Source organism: Nannocystis exedens (genome assembly GCF_002343915.1).
Taxonomy (GTDB): domain Bacteria; phylum Myxococcota_A; class Polyangia; order Nannocystales; family Nannocystaceae; genus Nannocystis; species Nannocystis exedens.
In genome coordinates this window covers 4,136,199-4,161,955 of sequence record NZ_NETK01000001.1, presented here as the reverse complement: position 1 = coordinate 4,161,955, position 25,757 = coordinate 4,136,199, and the positions used below count along the sequence as shown (strand labels likewise).

Sequence of the window (25,757 nt, the reverse complement as noted above, 5' to 3'; positions counted from 1 at the left end):
CGCCCGCTGCACCCTTCGCCGCATGAGCCTTACGCTTCACCCCGACCTTCGCGCGCTCCTCCTCGCCACCTGCACGCTGACGCTGGCGGCGTGCCCCGAGAAGGAGAACGAGACCGACAGCACCACCGGCACCGCGACCGAGCCGAGCACCGCGACCGAGCCGAGCACCGAGGGGACGGGCACCGAGACGACCACGAACACGCCGACGACCGGCACGCCGACCGAGGGCAGCGCGACCGGGACCGAGAGCGCGACCGAGGCCGCGACCGAGACGGCCGGCACCGACACGATGGGCGGCGACACGACCGTCGAGACGACGAGCGTCGACGAGACCACGACGATGCCGGTCGACACCGACACCGAGACCGGCGGGCCGGTCCCGCCCGAGCTCGACGCGGCCTGCATGTCGGCCTGCGAGAAGTTCTTCGAGTGCTTCCCGATGCCGCCGTTCCCCAGCGTCGACGCGTGCAAGGGCGACTGCGCGGGCGCGCTCGGCAGCGGCGAGGGTTGCCTCGACGTCACGGTCGCGTTCAACTCGTGTATCGGCGAGATGACGTGCGACGAGCTGTTGAAGGCGTTCGAGGACGAGGAGTTCGGGCCCTGTCAGGACGAGTTCGACGCCGTGGACATGACCTGCGAGAACCCCGACGAGTGCGCCGGCTTCGGCTCTAGCGACGGCGGCGACAACTGCTCGATCGGCGAGGAGTGCCCCGAGGGGATCGTCGAGTTCAAGTGCGAGGGCGACACCTGCACCTGCCTGGTCGACAACATGCCCCAGGGCGAGTGCCCGGCGCCGGCCGACTTCTGCGCCCTGGAGCTCGAGCAGCAGTCTCAGGCGGCCGCGGAGTGCTGCGGCTTCGATCTGTAGAGGTTGGCAGCGGGGCGCGGGTCGGGTAGGTTGCGGCGCCGATGCAACCGGACGACCCGCGTCTCGCGTATGTCCTCTTGTATACCGACGGCGCCTGCGCCGGGAACCCCGGCCCGGGCGGCTGGGCGTACGTGCTGATCCACCCGGCCAGCGCCAAGCAGCGCGAGGAGTCGGGCGGCGAGCCGCACACGACCAACAACCGGATGGAGCTGATGGCGGTCATCCGCGGCCTCACCGCGCTGCGCCGGCCGATGACCGTCGACCTCTACTCCGACTCGCAATACGTCTTGAAGGGCATGTCCGAGTGGCTGCCCGGGTGGAAGCGCGCCGGCTGGCGCACGGCGGACCGCCAGCCGGTCAAGAACCAGGACCTGTGGCAGGCGCTCGACGGCTTCCTCGCGACCCACAAGATCCGCTTCCACTGGGTCCGCGGCCACAGCGGCCACCCCGAGAACGAGCGCTGCGACCGGCTGGCCGTCGCCGCGCGCGACGCGGCGCGCAGCGGGTATGCCCCGAAGGACAGGATCTCGGTGGGCGACGCGCCGAGCCTCGCGGTCAAGCGCTGAGGCGCTGCGGTGAAGGGCGGCGGGCCCCGCACGACGGGGAGCGCGGGGCCGCGGAGAATGACTGTTTGAAAGGACAGGTCGGCGAGCGGGCGGCGTGGGCCAGGAGCGGGGCCCCGGCCCTGTGAAGTACCTGTTTAGGAAGACGGGTTGACGGCGAGCGGGCCGCAGGACCGGGAGCGAGGCATCGGCCTGGAGGGGCGCCTGTCCAGGAGGACAGGTCGGCTGCGGGCGGCAGCGCGTCGCGCTGGGCGAGGCTTTGCGCGCGGGGACGGGCTGCCTCGAAGGACGGGTCGGAGCTCGCCGCTCCTGGCGGGCTCGGCGTCCCGCCGCGCGGCGCCTCAGCGCTGGTAGACGATCACGTTGTGGACCAGCGTGTGGGTGCGGCCCGGGTTCTCGTAGCTGTGCGGGACGTCGGCGGCGAAGCTGGCGGTGTCGCCGGCGGCGAGGTCGTGGACCTCCTCGGCGACGCGCAGGCGGAGCTGGCCGACCAGGACGGTGACGCTCTCGCCGGTGCCCGGGGCGTGGGGCTCGGAGCTGTGGACGGCGCGGGGGGCGAGGCGCAGCTCGTAGACCTCGACGCCGCCGAGGGTGCCGGCGGGGGTGAGCGGGCGGCTCTCGAGCTGGCCGTCGGCCGAGCGGAGGACCCGCTGGTCGGGGCGGCGGAGCACGCTGACGCGCTCGGTCTTGTCGGCGCCGAGCAGGGACGAGAACGGGACCTCGAGGCCGGCGGCGATCTTCCACAGGATGGCGATCGTCGGGTTGGTCTTGGCGGTCTCGACCTGCGACAGGCTGGCCCGCGAGACGCCTGACCTTCGGGCCATGTCGTCGAGCGAGTAGCCGCGGGCCTTGCGGAGCGTGCGGATGTTGTCGGCCAGCCGGCGCGTCAGCTCGGCCGCGCCGATGTCGCCCTCGCCGAGCAGCGCGATCTCCGACGCCGGCTCGGTCGAGCGGCCGCCCGACTCGGGCTCGGACCGCGCGCTCTCGGCCCCCGCCGGGCGCGGGGCGCTCGCAGCGGGAACAGCCTCCGAAGCCGGGCGCCGTGGCGTTCGTGAGGCCATTTCGCGGGTTCGTTATATGTCAGAGGGCGGCGCGTCCGCAAGCGCGGTGGTTGCACGCCCGGGCCGTTGACGGACCCGCGGACCTCGCGTAAGCCCCAGGCCGCCTGCGTCCCGCGTCGTCATCCCCGGCCGAGCTCGTGCTGGTCCGCCACGGCGAGACCGAGGGCCAGTCGTCGATCCGCCTCCACGGGGCCACGGACGTGGCGCTGTCGTCGCTCGGGCTCCGGCAGATCGAGCGCGTGGCGGCCGCGCTGGCGGGCGAGCCCGGCTTTGCGGCGGTGCTGGCGTCGCCGCTCCAGCGCTCGCGGGTCGCGGCGGCGCTGGTGGCCGGCGGCCAGCGCCCGCCCCCGCCGGTCACGGTGGTGCCCGAGTTCGCCGAGGTCGACTTCGGCGCGTGGGAGGGCCTCACCTTCGAGGAGGTCGCCGCGCGCGACCCGAGCGGCCACGGCCGCTACCTCGCCGAGGGCCTGGCCTTCACCTACCCCGGCGGCGAGTCGCGCCAGGCGTTCTGGGACCGCGTGCAAGCGGGCGCGCTCCGGGTCCTGGCCACGCCCGCGAGCCCGCGCGTGGCCGCGGTGCTGCACAAGGGCGTGATCAAGGCGGTGATCGCCGCGCTCACCGGCATGCCCCACGCCGAGGCGATCGCGCTGCCGGTCTCGCTGGCCGGGGTCTATCGCCTGCGCCACCGCCCGGATGGCCGATGGGACATCCATGTCCAGAATGCCACCGACCACCTCGGCGAGCTCGATCTCGGCGGGTGAGGTCCGAAGCCCTCGGCGGGCCGCGGGCCGCGGTTGGCAGGGACGAGACCGCTTGCTACCGTGATCGCGAGCGAGGACGGGCATGCAGCGGCCTGAGTTCGTGTTCGCGTCGAGCATCGTCGTGCGATCGACCGATCACGTCGGCGGACGAAGAGCGCGCGAGGTCCGGCGATGAAGCTGCGACTGGTGGCCCACGCGTCGCTGCTGATCGAGGCCGGCGGCGCGACGATCTGGACCGACCCCTGGCTCGGCGGCAAGGTCTTCAATAATTCGTGGTCGCTGCTGGTGCCGCCGGCGTGGGACGCGGCGCTGCTCGAGCAGGTCGACTACCTCTGGGTCTCGCACGAGCACCCCGACCACTTCCACCTGCCGACGCTGCGCGACCTGCCGGCGGCGTTCAAGCGGCGGGTGACGGTGCTGTTCCAGCAGATGCCGACCGACAAGATGCCGCAGGCGTTCGCCCGCCTCGGCTTCGCCGACGTCCGCCTGCTGCCGCACCGCGCGCTGGTCGACCTGCGGCCGGGGCTGCAGGTCTACTGCTACCAGGTCGGCCAGATGGACTCTGTCCTTGCGGTCATGGCCGACGGGACATGTCTCGTGAACGTCAACGACGCCGAGGCCGACGCCGCCGACTGCCGGCTGATCCGCGGCGACCTCGGGCCGGCGCAGGTGGTGCTGAACCAGTTCTCGCTGGCGGGCTACGGCGGCGAGGCCGACCGCGACGAGCGACTGCCGTGGAAGGCCCGGGCGATCGTCGACAGCATGATCGCCAACCATCGCGACCTCGGCGCCGAGACGACGATCCCGATCGCCAGCTTCGTCCGCTTCTCGTGCGAGGACAACGCGTACATGAACGCGTACGCCAACCCGCCGCGGCGGGTCGCGGCGGCGTTCGAGCACCTCGGGCTGCGCCTCGACGTGCTCGCGCCGGGCGACGTCTACGAGGTCGGGCGCGCGTGGGACTCGCGGCCGGCGCTGCAGCTCTGGGACGAGGCCTTCGCCCGCGCGAACGCGGCCCCGCTCGACCCGCCGGCCCCGGTCGAGCTGTCGGCCCTGGTCGCCGCCGCCGAGGCGCTGGCCGCCCGCCTCGCCGAGCACTACCCGGCGTGGCTGCTGCGCGCGTGGCTGGGGCCCGTCACGATCCGCGTGCGCGACCTCGAGGTCACGTTGCGCCTCGACCTCGCGCGCGGCCGCTGCGAGCCGGTCACGGGCGCCGCCGTCGACGTCGAGGTGTGCGGGCAGCCGCTCCTGTTCGCGCTGACGCAGCCGTTCGGGCTGCAGACGCTGGGGGTGTCGGCGCGGCTGGTGGTGCGGCGCGGCCTGAAGACCTGGCGCCGCCACCGGATCCTCCTGTCGATGTTCAACGCCGAGGTCTACCTGCGGCCGCGGCTACTGCTGACGCGGCGCAACCTCGGGCACCTGCGGGCTCGCATGCGCGGCGGTCTGCGGCAGCTGCGGTACCAGCTGCAGCGGATGCGATGAGCGCGGTCGCGTGATAGGGTGAGGCGCGATGATCGAGGAGACCCTGGACGTCCCGATCACCGTCGTCGGGCTCGACGGCGAGGTGATCACGCTCGACGCTCGCACCCGCGCGCTGGTCCAGTCGGTGCTGCCGGCGGCGATGAACCACCTCCGGATCGGCGACGTCATCGCGGCCGGCGGCGTCGGCTCGGTCAGGGTCGCGTTCGACAAGTCGCTGCAGCGCCGCATGGCGCTCAAGACCCTGCAGGCCGGCTCGTACAACTATTACCTGCTGGTCCACGCGTTCATCCGCGAGGCCCAGGTCTCGGGCCAGCTCGACCACCCCAACATCGCGCCGATCTACGAGCTCGGCCGCGACCCCGAGGGCGGGATCTTCTTCACCATGAAGCTGATCGAGGGCCGCTCGCTGTACTCGCTGATCAACGGCCGCCCGGCCCGCACGCCCGACCAACTGCAGCGCCGCCTCGACGCGTTCGTCAAGGTGTGCGACGGCGTCGCGTTCGCCCACAGCCGCGGCGTGCTCCACTGCGACATCAAGACCGCCAACATCATGGTCGGCCCCTACGGCCAGGTGTTCGTGATGGACTGGGGCAACGCGTTCCTGCTGCCGCCGCGGCCCGGCAGCGAGGGCACCTGGGCGCGCGAGAGCCTGCCGCCGCTGCGGCCCGAGGAGGCCGACAACATCGTCTGGGGCACGCCCGAGTACATGTCGCCCGAGCAGGCGATGGGCCGCCGCAAGTCGCTCGACGAGCGCTCCGACGTGTTCCTGCTCGGCGGCCTGCTGTTCGAGCTGCTGACCGGCCGCCCGCTCTACCAGGACCCCGACCCCAAGCGCGTGCTGAAGCTGGCGCAGCGCGGCGAGGTCACCCCGCCCGACGTCGTGGTCGGCCCCGAGGTCAGCTTCCCGCCCGAGCTGGTGCGGATCTGCATGAAGGCGCTGGCGGTCAAGCCCGACGACCGCTACCCCCGCGTCGACGACCTCATCGAAGACATCAAGGCGCTCCTGCGCGGCGGCGGCAACTTCGCGGTCACCAGCGTCGCCGCCGGCGAGCTCGTCATCCGCGAGGGCGAGGTCGGCGAGGCGGCCTACATCGTCCGCGCCGGCAAGCTGCAGGTGTTCAAAAATGTCGGGCAGGGCAAGGTGGTGCTGCGCCAGCTCGGGCCCGGCGACGTGTTCGGCGAGACGGCGATCTTCGCCGCCTCGCCGCGCACCGCCAGCGTGGTCGCGCTCACCGACAGCGAGCTGGTGGTGGTGACGAAGAGGACGATCGAGCGCGAACTCGACGCGATGCAGCCGTGGCTGGCCGCGTTCGTCCGCACGCTGGCGACCCGCTTCGGCGGCGTGGGCACACCCGAATACCTGGCCTGAAAGACATGAATGAAAAGCAGGCCGCGCTGATGCGCCTGATCGAGCAAATCGACGATTTGTGGTACACGCTGGCCGCGGTCACCCACAACAACGTCGAGCTGATCGCGCTGCTGATGGAATACGGCGCGGACATCCACGCGACGACGGGCTACGAGACGCCGATCCACCGGGCGGCGGAGTTCGGGGGCCCACCGCGTGGTCCGGTTCCTGATCGAGCAAGGCGTGGACCCGCGGACCGGACCCCGAGCGGTCGCTCGGTGCTGGCGGCGGCCAGGGCCGCGCGGCGCAGCCGCGACGTGGTGCCGATGCTGGTCGAGCTGCTGCCGACGAAGTCGCGGGCCCGGACCTCGTCCTCGTGGCCCGGCGCGACGGGTAGAACGGCGGTCCACTCGGTGCGGATCGGCGCGACCTGCCAGACGCGCACGGTGTGCGCCGGTTCGGCCGGCTGGAGCCCGGCCTCGTACGCGCGCTGGTCGATGCGGTCCAGGATCAGTTCGGCCTCGGTCATGGGAACGAGGATACGCCGGACGACCGGAGCGGTCTGCGCAGACACCGCGAGGTCCGCGACGTAAAGCCGCCGAAAACAATCAATTGTGCGGAACTCGAGCGCGGCGGCGCTGTCGTGGCGGTCCGGAGACGTCGGCTGCATGGTCGAAGACGATGGGCGCTGGAGTCTGGCGCGGCGGTTCGGGCTGTCGTTCCTCGGCCTGTATTTCTGCCTGAACCTCGTGCCCCTGATGCTGCTGTCGGTCCCGCTGATCGACGACTGGTTCGGGATGTTGTGGCTGATGCTGTGGACGAAGTTGATGCCGATCCTCGGCAACGCGGCGCTCGGGATCGCGGAGCCGATCTCGATGGAGATCGCCGGCAGCAGCGACATGACCTGGAACTACGTGCAGCAATTCTGGTACGTCGTGCTCGCGGCGGTCGGCGCAATCGCGTGGGCGACGCTGCCGCACCGCCGGCTGCTGTTTCCGGCGCAGTACGCCTGGCTGCGGATCGTCGTCCGTTACGGCCTGGCGATGATGATGCTGTCCTACGGCTTTATCAAAGTGTTCGGGGCGCAGATGGAGCCGCTCGGTCCGGTGCATCTGTCGCGGACCTACGGCGAATCGTCGCCCGGCGGCCTGCTGTGGTCGTTCATGGGCTTCTCGCGGTTTTACATGGGGTTCACGGGGATGGCCGAGGTGATCGGCGGGGCGCTGCTGCTGTGGCGTCGCACGGCCACGCTCGGGGCGCTCGTCACGGCCGGCGTGATGGCGCACGTAGTGGTGCTCAACTTTTGCTTCGACGTGCCGGTCAAGATCTACTCGTCGCTGTTCCTGGCGATGGCGCTGTTCCTGGCGGCCCACGACGCCCGGGCGCTGATCGATCTGTTCGTGCGCGGACGACCGGCCGCGCTCGGCGATCCGTCGCTCGCGCTCGGCCGGCGCATGCGGATCGCCCGGGTCGTGCTCAAGGCGGTCGTGTTCGTCAGCGTCCTCGAGACGCCGGTGAAGCTGGCGATCCGTCAAGCCGCGCCGGAGCCCGAGCCCGGGCCGCTGGCGGGCGCGTGGGAGGTGGTGGAGTTCGTCCACGACGGGCAGGTCCGCCCGTGGTCGCAGCACGACGAGATCCGCTGGCGACAGCTCGTGATCCTGCCGTATCCGGTCGCCATGGTCCGGGGCATGCGCGGCCAGCGGACCGGCTTCGCCGTGGCGCACGACGAGGCGGCCGGGACGCTGACGCTGACGCGCATGGCCGAGCCGGCCGCGACGCACGTGCTGGCGCTCGAGCGACCTGCCGCCGACGAGATGGTCCTCCGCGGCCCCATCGCCGGCGGGACGGCGATGGTGCGACTGCAGCGCCTCGACACCGAGCACGCGCCGCTGGTGACCCGCGGCTTCCGCTGGATCATCGAGGAGGGGTTTAATTGAGCGAGGGCTGCCCGGAGACGGGGGATGTCGAAGAGGATCTGTTCGGTAGAGCATGTCCTCTTCAACATGTCCTTTTAAATGATTCACTTGTGTCGGTGGGCGCGGGCGGCTTCGTCGTCGGCGGCGCGGGCCATGGCGTCGGCGCGGGCGGCGAGGCCCTGGGCGCGGAGGGCCTGGGCGAGGGCGGCGAGGGTGGCGGCGCGCTGTTCGGAGGGTGGGCCGACCTCGCCGTGCAGCTCGAGCGCGCGGCCGAGCACCGCGGCGGCGCGGACCGGGTCGCCGAGGGCCAGCGTCGCCTCGCCCACGAGGGTCCAGGCCTCGGCGCGGGCCCCGGAGGTCGCGGAGATCCGCTCGCGCAGCTCGGCGGCGCGGGTGAACGCGTCGCGCGCGGCCGCGACGGCGCCGCGGGCCATGTGCGTGCGGCCGAGGTCGATCAGCGCCGCCGCGACGTCGGGGTGGTCGGGGCCGAGCAGGCGCTCGCGCAGGGCCAGGGCGTCGTTGTGGAACAGGAAAGCGGTGTCGAGGGCGCCGTGGGCGAGGTGGGCGTCGCCGAGGTTCTTCATCGAGGTGGCGACGTCGTGGCTGTCGACGCCGTAGGCCTTGCCGCGGATCGCCAGGGCGCGCTCGTGGTGGCGCACGGCCTCCTCGTACTCGCCGCGGGCCAGGGCGACGTTGCCGAGGGTGTTGAGCGCGCGGGCGACGTCGGGGTGCTCGGGGCCGAGGAGGGCCTCGCGCAGGGCCAGGGCGTGCTCGGAGTGCTCGCGGGCGGCGTCGAGGTCGCCGCGCAGGCGGTAGACGGTGCCGAGGACGCTGTGCAGCCGCGCGGCCCGCAGCGAGTCCTCGGCGCCGAGGCGGCGCAGCGCGGCCCGGCTGAGGCGGGCCCAGCGGAGGGCGTCGTCGTGGCGACCGGCGCGGAAGCTGACGGTGAAGGCGAGCATCGACGCGGCCTCGGCGACGAGCTCGTCGTGGCCCTCGCCGGTGGCGATCCACACCGCCTCCTCGAGCGCGCGCTCGGCCGCGGCGGCGTCGCCGAGGCGCTCGTGGAGGTTGCCGATCCGCATCTGCGCCTCGGCGCGCACGGCCTGCAGGCCGAAGCGCTCGGCCTCGTGCAGCACGTCGCGCGCGGCGGCCAGGCCCTCGGCGAACTTGCCCGAGTCCTCGAGCGCGGCGGCGCGGACCAGCCGCCGGCGCAGCGCGAGCGGGTGCATGCCGAGAGCTGACTCATGGGACAGGTCGACGGGGCGCGGGCTCCGGACCTCGCGCAGGCAGGTCGACGCCGGCACCAGGCCGGACGCGAGGTAGGGGGCGCGCTGCACGACCTCGGCGTCGGCCTCGACCAGCACGCCGACGACCGCCTCGAGGTCGATGCGGCGCTCGTCGAGGCAGGCGGCCTGGCCGGCCGCGAGCTCGAGGGCGTGCGTGTGGTCGATGGTGGCGGCGCGGCAGACGGAGAGGCGGGTGTCCTTCCAGTCGGCGGCGAAGCGGTCGAGCCACTCGGCGCTGTGGTCGGCCGTGACGGCGCCGAGCAGCGGGTCGGTGCGGATGAAGACGGACGCGAGCCGGGCCCGCACGTCGTCGTTCCACACCTGCTCGACCGCCGTGCCGGCCTGCTCGCAGGCGGCGACGACCTCGGCGCGTCGGAGCTCGCGGGCGCCGTAGAGCCCGGCGCACCCGAGCAAACCGATCGCCAGCGCAACGCCCTGCTTCCAGCGACGCGCGCGACCCTGGCCGTGCGCGAGCTCGGCGAGCAGCTCGTCCATGCCGGCGAAGCGGGCCCGCGGGTCGGGCTGAAGGCCGCGCTCGAGCGCCCGTCGCAGCCAGCGCGGGGCGGTCGGCGGCGGCGGTCGCAGGGCGCCGCCGCTGACGGCGACCGCGAGGTCGATCAGGCTGTCGCCGGCGAACGGCCGCTGGCCGTAGAGCGCCTCCCAGCAGGTCGCGCACCAGCCGAACTGATCGGTGCGCGCGTCGGCGGGCAGGCCGGCGAACTGCTCCGGCGCCATGTAAGCCGGGGTGCCGAGGATCGCGCCGACGTTGGTGGCGACGAGGCTCTTCGGGACGTCCTCGGGCGAGACCTTCGCGGGCGCGAGATCGGCGGCGCCGCTGCGCGCGAGGCCGAAGTCCATCAGGCGCACGCGACCGTCGCTGCCGACCATGATGTTGTCGGGCTTGACGTCGCGGTGTACGAGCCCGGCCGCGTGCGCCGCCGCCAGGCCGCGACCGGCCGCGCACAGGACGTCGAGGACCTCGCGCCAGTTGCGGCGCGTCGCCGCCGACCAGGACGACAGCGCCTGCCCCTCGACGAACTCCATCGCCAGCCACACGTGGCCGCGGAAGGCCCCGACGTCGAACACCGCGACCACGTTGGGGTGCTGCAGCCGGGCCATCGCCTGGGCCTCGCGCAGCAGGCGGGCGCGCGCGTCGGCCTCGTCGGCGCGCGCGCGCAGCAGCTTGAGCGCGACCTTGCGGTCGAGCTCGGGGTCGTAGGCGGCGTAGACGACCCCCATGCCGCCGGCCCCGAGCCGCGCGAGCACGATGTAGCGATCGACGGCCTCGCCCGAGGCGAGCTCGAGCTGCGCCTCGTCCGTCCTGGTGGCGCCGAGCGTGGCCGCCAGCGCCGTCTCCGTCAGGTCCGCCGCCTGCGCCAGCGAGCCCGCGCGGATGGTGTCGTCGGCCGAGTCCGACAAGCACCCGAGTATAAACGCTGGTCGTGTCGCGGCTGACACAGGGAGTCGCTCGCAGGCGTGCGCTTGGGCCGAGCGCTCGAACTCGCGCCCCTGCGTGCGGGGCGCGGCGGACGAGATCATGTTCTAGTGATGCATGTCCCGCGGGACATGCCCGATGAGACACATATCGTGTCGCACCTGCGGTCACTTCGGCGGCACGACGAACAGGCCGGCCAGGCACATCTCGTTCTGGGTGCCCCAGCCGGGCGTGATGGGCTCCTTGTCGGCGGAGGTGTCGTACTCGCACGTGACCTTGAGGCGGGACGTCGGCGTCAGCAGCGGCGGGGTGGTGAAGAAGTAGTAGAGCTGCCAGGCGAAGTCCCAGCGCTGGACGTCGCCGATGCACCGCTCGCCGGCGTCGTCGGCCAGGGTGACGTGCCACTTGCGGCCGCGCTCGTGCATGTGCGGGAAGATGCCGTGGACCTCGAGCGACTCGGCGCCGAGCTCGGTGAGCAGCCAGTTGCCGATGTCATCCTCGAACTCGTAGCGGGCGTCGGGCTTGCCGGGCGGGAGCGACGCGGGCTCGGCGTCGAACAGCGTGTCGATGAAGTGGTCGACCAACAGGAACACGCCCTCGCGCTCGACCGAGTCCTCGAGGCGCAGGCGCACCTGCGTGCTGTCGGAGGCGGTGCTGTCGGGGCCGTCGTGGAGGTTGTAGTGGATCTGCACGACGAACACGTCGGTGTCGCGGACCCGCACGCCGGTGCCGGCGGGGTAGTCGACGACGCCCATGCCGGGGGCCCAGGTGACCGGCTGCTGCTCGACCGAGACGCCCTCGCCGGCGGCGCTGAAGCACGGCCAGCCGTCGCGGTCGGGGCTCTCGGCGTCGAGCTTCTCGATGACGTCGCGGTTGGTGCTGCCGTCGCCGAACCACGACTCGGCGTCGAGGTCGACCGGCATGGCGATCACGTGGTGCACGAGCTGCGGGTTGCCCGGGATGACCTCGTAGCCGGTGATGAACTTGTCGCGGTCGAGGCCGGGCTCGACGAGGAAGCAGCGGTACTCGTCGAAGGCCGCCAGCGGGCCGCCCTCGGCCTTCGGCACGAATTCGGGGGTCACGAGGTCGAGGCCCGACTCGAGCCGCGGCGGCTCCACCGGCTCGAGGTCGTCGCGCGGCTCCCCCTCCGGCGCGTCGGCGTCGGCCCACGCGGTGATGGTGTCGATCTGCTCCTGCGACAGCGCGAGCGAGCCGCGGTGCTCGCCGCAGCTGCCGTCGGCGGTCAGCAGCCACGGCGGCATGGTCCGCGCGGCCACGGCGGCGGCGCTCGACTGGGCCCAGGTGCTCGCGTCTTCGTAATTGTCGAGGCGGAACGGCGCGATGCCACCCTCGGCGTGACAACCGACGCAGCTCTTGAAGAAGATCGGCGCGACGTCCTGCCAGTAGGTGATCGTCTCTTCGGCGGGGGGCGGGTCCTCGTCCTTGCACGCGCTCGCGAGCACGAGGAGCGCCGGGGTGAGATAGCGGAGGTCACGGAGCATGCGACCTCGAACACCGCGCGGCCGCAGAAGTGTCACCGCCTGCGTCGCCCTTGCGAGGCGGTGTGCGCCTGGACAATCATCCCGCCATGGCGCGCGGCGCGAACGGGGGGGCTGGGCGGTCCCTCACAGGCGCTCGCCCGGGCGGGCGCCGGGGCGCGGGCGGCGACGTCGGCGCGGCTCCGCGCGCTCGCCCGCCCGACGGGGCAAAAAAAAATCATCGATGCAGTGACGGGCCCGGCCGCGGGCGGTGTTGGAGGGTCGAGGCGAGCGGGGGCTGATGGCCATCGACGTCGAGGAGACCTACAAGCGCCACGGACCGATGGTCCTGCGCCGCTGCCGGAGCTTGCTGCGCGACGAGCAGCAGGCGGTGGATGCCATGCACGATGTCTTCGTACAACTACTGGTGCACCGCGAGCGCCTGGTCGACAAGGGCGCGTGCAGCTTGTTGTGGCGGATCGCCACCAACGTATGCCTCAACAAGATCCGCTCGCGCAGGCGGCGGCCCGAGGACCCGCAGTCGGAGCTGCTGGCGGAGATCGCCGCGCTCGACGACGCCGAGTCGCGCGGGGTGGCGCGGGTGGTGCTCGACAAGATGTTCGCGCGCGAGCCGGTGTCGACCGGGACCATGGCGGTGATGCACCTGGTCGACGGCATGACGCTCGAGGAGGTCGCCGAGAGCGTCGGGATGTCGGTCTCGGGGGTCCGCAAGCGGCTCCGGACGCTGCGCGCCGGCGTGATGGCGCGAGAGGGGGCCGCATGAGCGACACGGGCAGGAGGAATCGACCGGCGCTGCACGTCGAGGAGATCGCGGCCGGCGAGCGCGCGGGGGTGATCGACGAGGCCGAGCTGGCGGCGCTGCGGGCCTCGAACGCGGCGATCCTGGCCGCGCACCCGGCCGCGGCGGTGGCCGCCGAGGTCGGGCGTCGGGTCGGTCAGCGGAGGGCCGAGGCCCGCGCGCACCGCCAGCGCCACGCGGCGTGGTGGTTCGGCCTGCCGACGGCGGCCGCGGCCGCGGCGGTGGCGATCGTGATGCTGCGCCCGGGCGACCCCGAGGCGCCGACGGCGGAGCCATCTGTCTTCGGAGACATGTCTCAAGGGGAATCTCCCGACGGCGTCCGGGGCGATGTTCGGATCAAGGGGCTGGCCTCGCACCTGGTGGTCCACCGCCAGGTCGGCGAGGCGACCGAGCAGCTGCGGGCGCCGGCGCGGGCCGGGGCCGGAGATGTCCTTCAGGTCAGCTACGTCGCGGCCGGGGCGACGCACGGGGTGGTGGCCTCGCTCGACGGCGCCGGGGTGGTGACGCTGCACTTCCCGGCCGAGGCCGGCGGCTCGACGGCGCTGCGCCAGGGCGGGGCGGTCCGTCTGGCGCAGGCCTACGAGCTCGACGCGGCGCCGAACTTCGAGCGGTTCGTGTTCGTCACCGCGAACGCGCCGATCGACGCCGCACGGGTGGTCGCGGCGCTCAAGATGGTGGCGCCGTTCGCCGACGCGCCGACGCGGCCGCTGGCGTTGCCGGCGAGCTGGGCCCAGTCCTCGTTCCTGGTCGAGAAGGTGTCGCCATGATCACGCTGACCTCGCTCGCCGCGCTCACCCTGAGCAGCGCGCTGACCGTCGCCCCGCGCGAGCCGGTGTACGACGACGCGGCCGCGGTGCCGGTGCCGCAGGTCCAGACGCGGCGGATCGCGCTGATCGTCGGCGCCAACGACGGCGGACCCGGCCGGGTCAAGCTGCGCTACGCCGGCAGCGACGCCAAGGGGCTGTCGCGGGTGCTCGCCGAGGTCGGCGGCATCGACCGGCGCGACTCCTTCGTCTTGATCGATCCGAGCCCGACCCAGTTCCTCGACGGCTTCCGCTGGGCCCAGGATCGCGTCGCCAAGGCCCGGGCCGCCGGCGAGCGCGTGCAGTTCCTCTTCTATTATTCGGGGCACGCCGACGACCGCGGGGTTCACCTCGGGGCGTCGCAGATCGACTACCCGAAGCTGCGCGGGCTCATCCACGCGGTCGACGCTCAGGTCCGGCTCGGCCTGCTCGACTCGTGCTCGTCGGGCGCGTTCGTGCGGCTGAAGGGCGGGAAGATGCGGCCGCCGCTGTCGACCGGCGACCCGAATATCCAGGGCCACGCGTTCCTGACGTCGAGCTCGGCCGAGGAGGCGGCGCAGGAGTCGGACCGGATCGGCGGCTCCTACTTCACGCATTATTTGGTGTCGGGTCTGCGCGGCGCGGCCGACGTCAACCGCGACCGTCGCGTCACGCTGCACGAGGCCTACCGCTTCGCCTTCGACGAGACGCTCAAGGGCACCGAGACGACGCTGGGGCGGGCGCAGCACCCGGTCTACGACATCCAGCTGGTCGGCACCGGCGACCTGGTGATGACCGACCTGCGCGAGACCACCGCGACGCTCGACATCCACTCGAGCGTCGGCGGGCGGGTCTACGTGCGCGACGCCGACGGCCGGCTGGCGGCCGAGCTGTACAAGGGCGTCGGCGCCGGCGCGGTGTCGCTGGCGCTCGAGCCGGGGCGCTACTCGATCGTGATCGACGACGGCGCGAAGATGTGGCGCGGCACCGTCGACGTGCGCCCGGGCGTGCAGAACGAATTGACGCGCTCGGAGCTGTCGCAGGTCGGCGCCGAGATGACCACGATGCGCGGCGACGAGGTCCCGATCGACCCGTCGCAGTACCGCGTCATGCCGATCCAGTTCGGCTTCGTCTACCCGCTGACGACCAACAAGATCGAGAAGCAGCGCAAGGTCATCAACCACTTCTCGCTCAACCTGATCCTCGGCCGCGCGGCGATGATCGACGGCGTCGAGCTGTCGAGCGGCGCCAACTGGGTCGACGAGAACGTGCGCGGCGTCCAGCTGTCGGCGGGGGTCAACTACGTCGGCGGCAACGTCCGGGGCTTCCAGTCGACCGCCGGCGCCAACATCGTCCGCGGCGACGTGCGCGGGGTCCAGGGCGCGGCCGGCTTCAACGTCACCGGCGGCGACGCCCAGGGCGTGCAGGCGGCCGCCGGCGTCAACGTCGTCCGCGGGCACATGCGCGGGATCCAGGCGGTCGGCGGCGCCAACTGGGCCCGCTCGGTCGCGGGCGTGCAGGTCGGCCCCATCAACGTCACCCGCGAGGCGCGCGGGGCCCAGATCGGGGTGATCGGCGTCGCCGGCGGCAAGGTCAGCGGGGCGCAGATCGGCGTGATCAACTACGCCGACGAGGCCGACGCACAGGTCGGGGTGATCAACGTGACCCGTAAGGGCGGCGTGTTCGCCGACATCTGGACCTCGGACCTCGCGGCGTTCAACCTCGCGGTCAAGTTCCGCGCCAAATACACATACTCGTATCTGGCGCTCGGCCTCCACCCGGCCGGCGAGGGCCGCGGCTTCATGTCGGGCGTCGGCTTCGGCGGTCACGTCCCGATCAAGCAGAGCTTCTATCTGGACCTCGACCTCGGCAGCTACTGGGCCCACCCGCAATTCAAGTTCACCGCCAACCCTTCGCTGCTCGGCACCCTGCGGGTCATCCTCGGCTGGCAGGCGACGCGCCGGATCGCCGTGTGGGGCGGCCCGACCCTCAACGTCGACTTCGACTTCGAAGGCGGGCGCAAGCGCATGGGCTACGGCTGGGTCGTCTTCCGTGAGCCGCTCGACCGGCTCGAGATGCGGATGTGGCCGGGCTTCGTGTTCGGCGTGCAGCTGTGAGCGGGAGCCGCGCGACAGAGCATGCTCGAAGGAGCATGCTCCCGAAGACATGTCCTTCCAAGCATGTCATGGATCGGCGGGAGCCGGCGCGGGCGGCTGGTTCAGCGCCTGCTCGCAGACGGGCTCGAGGACGACGTCCTGCTGGACGCCGGAGATCTCGCAATGCAGCTCGAGGCTGCCGCTCTTGAGGCAGCCGGCGAAGGGGCCGCACGGAGGCTCGCCGAGCGGGAACAGTTCGTCGTCGACGACGGCCTGGACGCAGGCGGCGAAGTTGGCGGCGACAAAATTTTTATAGTGGGTGAGCGACTCGATCACGCGGGCCTTGCAGCCGGCGAGGACGCCGCACGGCGCGGTGGTCGCGGGATCGGCGAGCAGCTCGTCGAAGCGGAGGAGCGCGCCGAGGCAGGCCCCGTGGGCGCAGTCGCTCTTGCAGCCGGCCACCAGCGCCTCGGCGGACACCCCCGCCTCGCAGCAGGCGCCGACCTCCTCGTCCCCGGGGAAGGCGACCGCCTCGACCGATTGCTTGACGGGGTTGCCGCAGGTGAGCTTGCACTGATCGAAGTAGAAGTACGAATCGGCGAGCCGGCCCTCGCAGCGCACCAGCTCGCCGGGGCCGGCGCCGTCGACGAATTGTGGCGTCGCGCACGAATCGTCGATCGCCTCCGGGAGGGCGTCGGGCGCATCGCCCGAACCCGCGCGGGCGAGCACGCCGGCGCTCGTGTCCGCGAGCGGCGTCGCCGATTCGTCCCACTCCCCGCCGCAGGCGGCCGCCGAGAGCGCGAGGATGAGATTGAATTCGAGAGGTGCGGTGTTTCGTGGCATGGACTGCAACGAGACAACATGACCGACATCCGCCCGGGAGCACCTGGGAGCGGCGGCTGCACGCGGCGAGGCGTTCGCCGCGGCGGCGGAGGCATGTTCGAAAGGGCATGCCCTTTCAGACATGTCACCGCTCACGCCGGCGGCGGCACCTGGACGATCGAGATCGCGTGGCGCCCGACCAGGCCCTTGAGCTTCAGCTCCTCGGTGCGGGCGGGCAGCTTCGTCTCGGCGAGGGCGGCGCGGACCTCGGGCAGCTCGAGCATGGCCGGGCTGAGGGCGACCTCGTGGCCGCCGGCGACGCCCTGCACGCGGGCGGCGGTGTTGACGGTGGTGCCGAAGTAGTCGATGCGGTCGTTGGCGGTCATGGCGATGCAGGGGCCGCGGTGGAGGCCGATCCGCAGGGCCAGGCCGGCGCCGCCCTCGACCTCGCGGAGGCCGGGGATCTTCGCGTGCATCGCCAGCGCGGCGCGGAGGGCGTCGTCGCCGCGGCGGAACACCGCCATGATCGCGTCGCCGATCGTCTTCACCAGCGCGCCGCCGTGCTGCGAATAGATGTCGGCGAGCAGGTCGAAGTGGCGGCGCACCAGGCTGAACGCGGCCGCGTCGCCGAGCCGCTCGTACATCGCGGTGGAGCCGACCAGGTCGGTGAACAGGAACACCATGTTCTGGATCGAGAACTCGGCGCCCGGGGCCAGGAGCTCGCCGCCGAACAGCTCGCGGAACTCCTGGATCGCCGTCAGCTCGGCGACGGTGACGGCGTCGTCGGCCCAGCGCGCGCGGGCGATCATCAACTCGGCGGGCACGCCGAAGCGGCTGTCGACGACCAGGCGCACCGGCCCGGCCCGCATCCGCTCGGGCGCGCCGGACAGGCCGTCGGTGGCGAGGGTCAGGGCGGCCTCGCGCGGCGCGTCGGGCTCGTCGACGACGTCGAAGTAGACCGAGCCGGCCTGCGGCGAGACGAGCTGGTGCCGGCCGGGGCCGAGCAGGGCCTCGACCTGTCTCGAAGTACCTGGCTCGAAGTTCCAGCCGGCGACGCGGTGCGGGGTGTTGCGCGGGCCGGCGTGGCAGTACTCGGCGGCGTCGTCGCCGACGCCGAGCGGGCGGGGCGAGAAGCGGACCTCGACGGCGCGGTCGAAGTCGACGTCGAAGCGGATGTTGCAGCTCGGGCAGTGGCCGTGTTCACGCAGGTCGGCGAGCGAGGCGACGGAGGCCTTGCTGCGCCGGCACGACGGGCAGACGAGGTGATACTGGAGGGCGAACAGCCCGGCCCTGGTGGCGTGGAGGAACAGGCGCAAGAGCGGCCGGCGATCGACCCGCCACTCGCTTGCGAGCACGTGGGGCGCGAGGCTGTCGAGCTCGCTGTCGGGCTTGCCGAGCAGGTGATGCGACAGGTGCTCGGCCAGCGCGGGGGTGCCGAGGCGGTGGGCCAGCGGGACCAGCACGCGCCGCAGCTCGCGGGCCGCGAACCCGCGCGGCGGCAGGCGCTCGCTGCCGATCGCCGGCAGCTCTTGCCCCGCGGCCCACTGCGGCGCCAGGGCGTAGGCGCGGGCGAAGCCGGCCCGCGTCTGCACGCCGATGGCGACGCGCGCGAGCACGCGACCCATGAAGTGGCCCGGGGTGACGGTGATCGTGTGCGTCAGCCTCGTGGTGCCCGGCCGGTCGCCGTCGCGCAGGCGCACCTCGGACACCAGGCGCACGAACGGCCCCTTGCTGTAATCGCGGGTGAAGCGGAAGTACTCCGGCTCGACCCATTCGCACGGGCGCTCGACCCATCGCAGCAGCACCCCGGCCGCCCGCGCCTCGGCGACGACCTCGCTGCCGCCGGTGTCGAGCGGCTTGTATTGATAGTGGACCGGGAACACGCCGGCGAGCCGGTTGAGCCGCTCCGTGTCGGACACGAAGGCCCACAGCGAGGGCCGGGCGACGGGGATGTCGAACTCCCAGGCGTAGACTTCCGGCTGCATCACGCCCGACTTTAGCAGGGCGGCGGCGCGCGGCGGACCATTGCGCGCCGCGATTTCACGCACGCGGCGCTTCGCGAGTCGGCGCGGGCCACATGTCTCGCAGGACATGTGCTGCCATAACGTCGCCGCGGCGGGGGCGAGATGTCCCGGGGGACATCTCGTCCAAATCGACCGCGAATCAGCCGGGCGGCTCGGTCGGCGGGACCCACAGCGACTTGAAGTTGAGGCCGCCGGGGTAGCCGTAGGAGGTGGCCCAGTCGAGGCCGGCGACCATCACGCCGATCGGGGCGTCGGCGCTGATGAAGTGGGCCCCGTCGACGCAGTTGCCCTCGCCGCTGTTGTCGTCGAGCTCGACGTAGCCGACCTCGTAGCTGGTGCCGGCGATCGCGGTGAAGTGGTCGTCGGGGACCACGCCGAGGCAAGCCAGCTCGACGACGGTGCCGGCCTCGCGCATGATGATGGCGAAGTCGCGCGGATAGGAGGTGTCGGTGAGGAACGGCAGCGCCGTCATCCATTGCTCGATCGGCGGCACCTGGATCATGTAGGGGTCGCCGGTCGGGCCCTGGCTGCAACTGTTGGGGGCGTTGGTGGTCTTGATCACGTTGTAGCAGCCGGTCATGAATTGCATGAGCATGAACGGCTGGTCGCCGGTGGCGACGAAGCTCTCGGTGCTGGCGAACTCGACGATCTGGCCGGCCTTGGCGATGTTGATCATCCCGCCGACGCCGGGCTGCGGCGGCTGCAATTGCACGGTGGTGCCGTCGACGGCGCCGACGACCCGCCAGCGCACCTCCTCGGGCGTGGGGTTGATCTCGGGCACGCGCTGCGGGTGGCGGGCGCCGACGTAGCTGGTGCCCCACGACGCGAGCGGGACCATCTGCTCCTCGAGGTGGTCGCAGGCGTACCAGGGGTTCCCGGGGATCAGCACGCAGTCGGTGCCCGAGAACACGGCCACCGGCTTGTCCGAGCCGACGAAGAAGGCGTTCGTGTCGTCGTTCGGCAGGAATGTCCAGGCGTCGAAGGCGTCGAGCGCGGCGTCGCCGGTCGAGGTGGTGATCGTGGTGCCGTCCTCGACCGCGACGACCACCGTCCACGTGCCGTAGTCCCACGCGTACGAGGTGGCGAAGTGCGAGGTCGCCAGCGCCTGCCGCGGCAGCAGCAGGCTGGCCTCGGCGACGTGCGAGGGGCCGCCGCCCACCGGGTTGATCTGCATCGCCGTGACCGGGACCGTCGACGTCACGCGGAACGCCGCCGCCGGGGTGATGCCCTGCGGCGCGACCTTGTGGTCGCCGGCGACGACGCCGTCCTGGCCGTTGATCTTGACGAGCTGGCTCTGCTTGGGCGCGACCTCGAACTGGGTGACGACCCGCAACGTGCCGTTCGGGCCGCGCAAATCCTCGATCGTGACCATGGCTGGCGCTTCGGACATGTTGCCGACGCTGATGCCGTAGGCCATCTCGTTGTACTGCAGCATCGGCAGGTCGACGCCCCAGAACTCGCAGCCGACGCTGGTCGCGGCCTGCATGGCGATGTTCTCGCACGTCAGCGGCAGCGGCTCCTCGTCGCCGGTGTCGTCGCCGAAGTCGGGCAGGCCGCCGATGTCGAGCTTGGTGTTGTGCCCGGTGCTGTCGACGCCGTCGGTGGTCGGCGCGGCCTCGCTGGTCGACCCGGTCTCGCCGCCGGTCCCGTCGGTCGGGCCAGCGGTGGTCGACGGCGACACGGTGGTGCTCACCGTCGGGCTGCTGTTGCTGCCGGCCGAGGTGACGCCCGTCGCCTCGGTGCTCGATTCGCGGCCTCCTGTGTCGCTGCAGCCGGCGAGGACGAGCGCGAGGGCGCTGAACGAGAGGAGCGGACGCGTCGAGCGGCGTTGCAAGAGGTGCCTCCACGGTCACGCTACGTCGCCGCGCGCGGGCGCGTCAAGCCGAGCCCCGGGCACGAGCCGCCGCCCTCGCGCGGCGCGAAGAGCCACTCGCGGGTTCGCGCGTGCCGTCCCACGGGCCGGCGCGCGAGGATCTGCGCGCGACTGCGGTGATCTTCTCGGCGCGCAGCCGCGGGTGACGAGCGCGTGACGCCGGAGGCGCTGCGAGGCCGCCGGGGCCGCTCGTGCGCACGATGGCGCTGCCGCCCGAGCCTCGATCACGCGAAGCTCGCGGGCGGTCGCGGCGAGCGCGAATCGCCGGCCTCGTTGTGCTCATTCGCGGCGAGCGGGCGCCCGACGCTCCCCGCAATCACCGGCGCCGCTGGGATGTCGAGCGCTCGCCCAAATATGCTCAAAGGGACAGGTGACGACGATGGCCGCATGGCCGATCGGACAGGTCTCGATGGACACCTGCGGTCCGCCGTACACGGGCGGCAGACGTGAGGGTTGGATCCAGCCACTCGTGACATTCGCCGGAATGCGAGTGGGAAATTCTGCCCCCACTCGCTGGGGGTTTCGGCGGAATTTCGGGGGCAGCGTACAGAACACGGATCAGGCCGCTGGACATTTTCGCTCTGCTTTGCAAGGTTCCCCACCCCATGACCAAGACCCACCCCTCAGTCCTGTTCATCGCGCTGACGCTCCTCCCCCTGGCCTGCAGCAGCTCGCCGAAGACCGACACGGCGACGCCCGAGTCGACGGCCTCGGCTCCGCCGGCGCCGGCACCGGAGCCGCCGAAGCCCGAGGTCAAGCCGATCCCCGAGGGCTTTCATGCGATCACCCCGCAGATCGTCGTCAAGGGCGTCGACGAGGCGGTCGACTTCTACACCAAGAACCTCGGCGCCACGAAGGTGCTGACGATCCCCGGCGAGGGCGGCAAGTCGATCCACGCCGAGGTCAAGATCGGTGACTCGATCCTGATGATCGACGAGGAGACGGGCGACATGAAGAGCCCGCTGGCCCTCGGCGGCTCGCCGGCGTCGCTGCTGATCTACTCGCCCGACGTCGACGCCACGATCGCCGCGCTGACCACCGCCGGCGCGAAGGTGACGATGCCCGCCGAGGACCAGTTCTGGGGCGACCGCTGGGGCGAGATCACCGACCCGTTCGGCCACCGCTGGGAGATCGCCACGCACATCGAGGACCTGACGCCGGAGCAGATGGCGGAGCGCGGCAAGATCGCCTTCACCCCGACGAAGAAGAAGCCGAAGAAGGGCGCGCCGCCGGCGTGGAAGAAGATCGCCGGCACCCCGGCGACCGAGAAGGTGGCGAAGGAGTACCACACGATCACGCCGAGCTTCGTGGTGGCCGACGCCAACGCGGCGATCGAGTTCTACAAGAACGCGTTCGGCGCGACCGAGAAGACGCGCATGCTCGGGCCCGACGGCAAGAAGGTCATGCACGCCGAGCTGACCTTCGGCGACAGCACGATCATGCTGTCCGACGCCTTCCCGGAGATGGGCAGCAAGTCGATCGCCGACTACCAGGGCACGCCGGTGTCGCTGCACCACTACGTGACCGACGCCGACGCCGTGTTCGCCAAGGCGACGGCGGCCGGCGCCAAGCCGCTCATGCCGATCGGCGACATGTTCTGGGGCGACCGCTACGGGATGGTCCTCGACCCCGCCGGCATGGCGTGGGGCATCGCCACCCACAAGGAGGACGTGTCCCCCGAGCAGATGGCCGAGCGCATGAAGGCCGAGATGGCCAAGCAGAAGCCGCAGTCCTGAGCGGGCTCCGAGCCGACGCACCGGCGGCGCGCCGACCTCGCGGGCGAGGCGGCGCGCCGTCGCCGTTTGTGCACGGGCCGGAAGAAATGGGGGGAGGCCGGCTGAAGATGCAGGTGCAGCGGCCACGCGATGCACGCGCTTGCGCTCGCGCGGAAGAGCGGCTGTCGTCGCGCCTGGATGCCGCCGAAGAAGCCGAAGCACGGGCAGGCCGCCGGGCCGCACCGGCGCTTTGCCGCGCAGGCCGTCGGCCCAGCGGGGGCCTGTCGCCGGAGCCGGCCCCGCGCCGACGCGGAGCCTCCGGGCGGCGCAGCGCGAAGGATGTGCCTCGGAGGACATGTTTTAAGAGATAGGCGAATGTGTTGAGCGTACGCGCCCCTCAAGCTCGCTTCCATGTCTCCGAAGACATTCGGGTGAGCCGCCGCGCTCGTGATCGTCTTTTGCAAAAAAAAGAGATGCCCTGAAGGACAGCTCAGCTCGACAGCACGCGCACCACCGGGCCCGCGACCTTGTGGTCGAGGCGGCGGGCGGCGCGGTCCCATGCTTCTTTGAAGGCGCCGGGCGGGACCAGCTCGATCCGCGGCGGGCGGAGCTGGCGGGCGGCGCGGAGGTGGGCGTAGGCCGGGCTGCGGCGGATCAAATCGTCGTCGATCGAGCGGCCGAGGCGGGCGCGAAAGTCGGCCCGGGCGACCCCCTGGACCTCGACTTGCACGTGCAGGCCGGTCGCGCGCAGGGGCTGGCGGATCCCCGAGACATCGGCCGAGCCGAGCTCCGTGTCGACGAAGTGGTTCGGGCGCGAGTCGGCGGGGGATGGGTCGTCGGCCACGCTCTGCGGGTCGGGGCCGACGGTCGCCGCGACCAGGGCGGGGTCCTCCGGGCGGAACGCCGCGCGCACGCTGGCGGCCAGCTCGGCGCCCGGCAGCGACAGGCCGGCGAGGGGGACCGCGGGGTCGGGGGCGGGCAGGCGGACCACGCGGGCGCGGGGGAACGGGACCAGCGCGGTCGGCGGGTCGAAGCCGACCACGCGCACGAACTCGCCGGTGCGGAGGCGCAGGCAACCTGTCCCCGAGGACACCACGAGCTCGTAGCGTTCGCCGACGATCGCGTGCTCGGGCCACAGCGCGGCCGCCTCGTCGGAGCCGCGGCGGTCGTCGCCGGGCGGCAGCAGCTCGACGATCGCGCTGGCGAGCGCGAGGGTGAAGCCGCGGGCCGGCGGGCGCAGCGACGGCAGGCCGAGCCGGCCGGCGCGCGGGTCGATCCACCCGGCCGAGTGCAGCTCGGCGCGGGCGCGCAGGCGCAGGCGCACGTCGAAGCTGGCGAGCAGCAGGCGCAGGCGGGGCAGGCGGCGCTCGAGCGGGCCGCGGGCCTGCTCCTCGAGGCAGGCGAACGCGGCCGCGCTCGGGCTGACCAAAAGGCCAGGTTCGAACGCGGCCAGGCGCTCGAGCGCGTGGGCCGGGTCGTCGAGCGCGTGCAGGCGCAGCACCTCGGCCCCGAGCGCGGCGAGGTCGTCCTCGGCGATCGCGTCGACGGCCGGGTCGGCCCGGCGGGCCTGCAGCAGGCCGGCGCGCAGGCCAGTCCCATCAGACATGCCCGATCGAGCATGCTCCGAGAGCCATGTCCTCCAGACCAGCACCACCTCGTCGCGCTCGGCCGCGGCGCCGGCGTCGGCCGGGCCGTCGAGGTCGAGCAGCGGGTCGACGCGGGCGGCGTGGGCGCGGGCGTCGAGCAGGGGGACCTGGGCGCGCAAATCGGGGAGGCCGGAGATCCGCCGCAGCCCGAAGGTGCGGCCGAGCTCGCCGGCGCCGAGCTGGTCGACCAGGCGCTCGAGGCAGCGTTCGCGTCCGGGTGCGCGCAGCGGCCTCGGGTCGGACATGCGCAGCTCCTGGCTAGCCGGAGCCGAGCTCGCGGCGGAGGGCGGCGACGACGCGGGTCGCGTGCTGGCGGCGCTCGCGGAGCGACCCGGCCTGCTGGGCGGCGGCGAGGCCGTCGACGCCGGCGATGAAGCGCTCGAGGTGGGCCAGGGCCTGGCCCTTGCCGCCGACGGCCAGCAGGGCGCGGGCCAGGCCGTAGTGGGCCTCGAGCGAGTCGGGGGCGGCGCGCAACAGCTGGCGGTAGCCGGCGATCGCCGTCTCCGGATCACCTGTCCGCAGGGCCAGGGCGGCGAGGTTGGCCTGGGCCTCGTGCTGACCGGGGTCGCAGCGCAGCGCCTGGTCGAAGTGGTCGCGGGCGCCGTCGAGGTCGCCGACGGCGGCCAGCAGCGCGCCGAGGTTGGTGTAGGCGGCGGCGAACTCGGGGTCGAGGTCGAGGGCGCGGTCGTAGGCCTCGCGGGCCTCGGTGAACGCGGGGTCGTCGGGGTCGTCGCCGGTCCACGCGGCCTCGCGCTCGCAGGCGTAGAGGAACCACTCGTAGGCGCTGCGCTCGGGGGTCGGGCCTTGCAGGCGCGGCATGGCCAGCACCTGCGCGACTTCCTGGTGCAGCGTCTGCACGTTGAGGTCGAGCAGCACCTGGCCGGTCGCGGCCTCGAAGCTGTGGGTCTGGTCCTCGACGACCACGCGCTCGTGCTCGCAGCGGACGCGCAGGCGGGCCAGCGGTTGGTCGACCTCGGGCAGCTTGACGCGCAGCGAGTCGAGGCTGCGGCGCACGCGTTGCAGCGGCATGCCTGCGCCGAGCAGCTCGCGGGCCACCTTGATGGCGATGAGGTCGCGGAAGCTGTAGAAGGTGCGCCCGCGGACCCGGATCGACGGGCAGATGAAGCCGGTCTGGGCCCAGTAGCGCAGGCGGCTCTCGGGCAGCTCGAACAGGCGCGACACGTCGCGCACGGCGTAGGCCGACTGCGCCGACGGGTCCGACGTTGCGATGGTGGTCTCGTTCGTCTCGCTCATCGCTTGCTCGCCTCGCGTGCGGCCTCCAGCGATACCATGGCATCGCCGTCGATGAAGACTCGGGTGCCCTCGCTGCGCACGTGATGATCGATCTCCACGTGCAGCTGCGCGGCCGGCACACCCGCCAGCCGCGCAAGCTCCGGCCGCGCCAGCGCGATCAACTTCTGCCGCACCCGCGCGCTGCCCAGCATCAGCTCCGCCAGCTTGTCCGCGGTGGCCACGTCGGCCGGCTCGCGGAAGTGGGCGGCGCAGCGCCGGAGGTCGACGGTCACCATCACCGTCGCGTAGAACCGCTGGCCCGGCGCGCGGCGCCCGCGGCCCAGCTCCGGCCCGGCCTCGATCACCAGCTCGCCGTACTTGAACAGCAAACCGAGGGCGCTCGGCGCCAGGACCTCGCGCACCTCTCGCCGGATGAGCTGGACCTTCTGGACCTTCGCCCAGCCCGGTTCGGGCAATTGCGCCTTGGGCGCGGTTGCAGCGCGGGGTCTTCGGGCGGCGGCGGCCATGGGTCTACAAGTATGTGCATG

General features: G+C 72.4%; 20 protein-coding genes and 1 pseudogene. 12 read left to right on the top strand and 9 right to left on the bottom strand.

Annotated features, from left to right (window positions below; all coding sequences use genetic code 11):
* The first annotated feature begins 22 nt into the window (after positions 1-22).
* The gene (locus tag NAEX_RS16380) at positions 23-868 is read left to right on the top strand and encodes a hypothetical protein (protein WP_096328427.1); all 846 of its coding nucleotides are present in this window, start codon (positions 23-25) and stop codon (positions 866-868) included.
* Between the two features lie 41 nt (positions 869-909).
* On the top strand, positions 910-1,434 hold the full coding sequence (rnhA, locus tag NAEX_RS16375; RefSeq protein ID WP_096328426.1) for a ribonuclease HI: 525 nt from the start codon (positions 910-912) through the stop codon (positions 1,432-1,434).
* A gap of 338 nt (positions 1,435-1,772) precedes the next feature.
* Here rnhA and NAEX_RS16370 read toward each other — a convergent pair whose 3' ends face one another.
* Entirely contained in the window at positions 1,773-2,492 is a 720-nt protein-coding gene (locus tag NAEX_RS16370; RefSeq protein ID WP_096328425.1) for a helix-turn-helix domain-containing protein, read from the bottom strand.
* A 137-nt stretch (positions 2,493-2,629) separates the two neighbouring features.
* Between NAEX_RS16370 and NAEX_RS16365 the strand changes: the two genes are divergently transcribed.
* From NAEX_RS16365 to NAEX_RS16345, 5 genes are all read left to right on the top strand, one after another.
* A complete protein-coding gene (locus NAEX_RS16365) occupies positions 2,630-3,253 on the top strand; it encodes a histidine phosphatase family protein (RefSeq protein ID WP_170135772.1) in 624 nt (207 codons plus the stop codon).
* Positions 3,254-3,424: 171 nt separating this feature from the next.
* On the top strand, positions 3,425-4,735 hold the full coding sequence (locus NAEX_RS16360) for an MBL fold metallo-hydrolase (RefSeq protein ID WP_096328423.1): 1,311 nt from the start codon (positions 3,425-3,427) through the stop codon (positions 4,733-4,735).
* A gap of 28 nt (positions 4,736-4,763) precedes the next feature.
* Positions 4,764-6,104, top strand: coding sequence for a serine/threonine protein kinase (locus NAEX_RS16355; protein WP_096328422.1), 1,341 nt, complete (start codon positions 4,764-4,766; stop codon positions 6,102-6,104).
* Positions 6,105-6,109: 5 nt separating this feature from the next.
* Positions 6,110-6,676 carry an ankyrin repeat domain-containing protein gene (locus NAEX_RS16350; RefSeq protein WP_096328421.1) on the top strand — a complete coding sequence of 189 codons (567 nt, stop codon included), beginning with the start codon at positions 6,110-6,112 and terminating at the stop codon, positions 6,674-6,676.
* Between the two features lie 75 nt (positions 6,677-6,751).
* Positions 6,752-8,020, top strand: a complete 1,269-nt coding sequence (locus NAEX_RS16345) for a hypothetical protein (RefSeq protein ID WP_100792991.1) — start codon at positions 6,752-6,754, stop codon at positions 8,018-8,020.
* A gap of 83 nt (positions 8,021-8,103) precedes the next feature.
* On the opposite strand, the gene NAEX_RS16340 is transcribed toward NAEX_RS16345, so the two are convergent.
* Together NAEX_RS16340 and NAEX_RS16335 are read right to left on the bottom strand one after the other, a co-directional pair.
* Positions 8,104-10,704: a serine/threonine-protein kinase gene (locus NAEX_RS16340; protein ID WP_170135771.1), complete on the bottom strand. Its 2,601-nt coding sequence runs from the start codon at positions 10,702-10,704 to the stop codon at positions 8,104-8,106.
* Between the two features lie 183 nt (positions 10,705-10,887).
* Complete coding sequence (locus NAEX_RS16335) at positions 10,888-12,222, bottom strand: monooxygenase (RefSeq protein WP_096328418.1); 1,335 nt, start codon at positions 12,220-12,222, stop codon at positions 10,888-10,890.
* A gap of 277 nt (positions 12,223-12,499) precedes the next feature.
* Between NAEX_RS16335 and NAEX_RS16330 the strand changes: the two genes are divergently transcribed.
* From NAEX_RS16330 to NAEX_RS16320, 3 genes are read left to right on the top strand one after another with little or no spacing between them, the layout of a single operon-like run.
* Positions 12,500-12,982 (top strand): RNA polymerase sigma factor, encoded by a 483-nt coding sequence (locus NAEX_RS16330; protein ID WP_096328417.1) that lies wholly within the window; start codon positions 12,500-12,502, stop codon positions 12,980-12,982.
* Positions 12,979-13,785 carry a hypothetical protein gene (locus tag NAEX_RS16325; protein ID WP_096328416.1) on the top strand — a complete coding sequence of 269 codons (807 nt, stop codon included), beginning with the start codon at positions 12,979-12,981 and terminating at the stop codon, positions 13,783-13,785. Before NAEX_RS16330 ends, NAEX_RS16325 begins: the two co-directional genes overlap by 4 nt.
* A complete protein-coding gene (locus NAEX_RS16320) occupies positions 13,782-15,917 on the top strand; it encodes a caspase family protein (RefSeq protein ID WP_096328415.1) in 2,136 nt (711 codons plus the stop codon). The genes NAEX_RS16325 and NAEX_RS16320 overlap by 4 nt, the downstream gene beginning before the upstream one ends.
* 66 nt (positions 15,918-15,983) lie before the next feature.
* On the opposite strand, the gene NAEX_RS16315 is transcribed toward NAEX_RS16320, so the two are convergent.
* The 3 genes from NAEX_RS16315 to NAEX_RS16305 all read right to left on the bottom strand — a co-directional run bounded on the left by NAEX_RS16315 (position 15,984) and on the right by NAEX_RS16305 (position 20,576).
* A complete protein-coding gene (locus NAEX_RS16315; protein ID WP_096328414.1) occupies positions 15,984-16,739 on the bottom strand; it encodes a hypothetical protein in 756 nt (251 codons plus the stop codon).
* 131 nt (positions 16,740-16,870) lie between these two features.
* Complete coding sequence (locus NAEX_RS16310; RefSeq protein ID WP_100792992.1) at positions 16,871-18,703, bottom strand: adenylate/guanylate cyclase domain-containing protein; 1,833 nt, start codon at positions 18,701-18,703, stop codon at positions 16,871-16,873.
* A gap of 178 nt (positions 18,704-18,881) precedes the next feature.
* Positions 18,882-20,576 (bottom strand): IgGFc-binding protein, encoded by a 1,695-nt coding sequence (locus tag NAEX_RS16305; protein ID WP_096328412.1) that lies wholly within the window; start codon positions 20,574-20,576, stop codon positions 18,882-18,884.
* A gap of 800 nt (positions 20,577-21,376) precedes the next feature.
* Between NAEX_RS16305 and NAEX_RS54530 the strand changes: the two are divergent.
* Positions 21,377-21,790, top strand: a pseudogene (locus NAEX_RS54530) (VOC family protein); the annotation flags it as partial.
* Positions 21,782-22,351, top strand: a complete 570-nt coding sequence (locus tag NAEX_RS54525) for a VOC family protein (RefSeq protein ID WP_096333632.1) — start codon at positions 21,782-21,784, stop codon at positions 22,349-22,351. The pseudogene NAEX_RS54530 and the gene NAEX_RS54525, both read left to right, overlap by 9 nt.
* Positions 22,352-22,820: 469 nt before the next feature.
* Here NAEX_RS54525 and NAEX_RS16295 read toward each other — a convergent pair whose 3' ends face one another.
* From NAEX_RS16295 to NAEX_RS16280, 3 genes are read right to left on the bottom strand one after another with little or no spacing between them, the layout of a single operon-like run.
* Positions 22,821-24,221, bottom strand: coding sequence for a GH3 domain-containing protein (locus NAEX_RS16295; RefSeq protein WP_143140596.1), 1,401 nt, complete (start codon positions 24,219-24,221; stop codon positions 22,821-22,823).
* A 13-nt stretch (positions 24,222-24,234) separates the two neighbouring features.
* Positions 24,235-25,230, bottom strand: a complete 996-nt coding sequence (locus NAEX_RS16285; protein WP_096328409.1) for a helix-turn-helix domain-containing protein — start codon at positions 25,228-25,230, stop codon at positions 24,235-24,237.
* Positions 25,227-25,736, bottom strand: a complete 510-nt coding sequence (locus NAEX_RS16280) for a hypothetical protein (protein WP_143140597.1) — start codon at positions 25,734-25,736, stop codon at positions 25,227-25,229. Before NAEX_RS16280 ends, NAEX_RS16285 begins: the two co-directional genes overlap by 4 nt.
* Positions 25,737-25,757 lie beyond the last annotated feature (21 nt).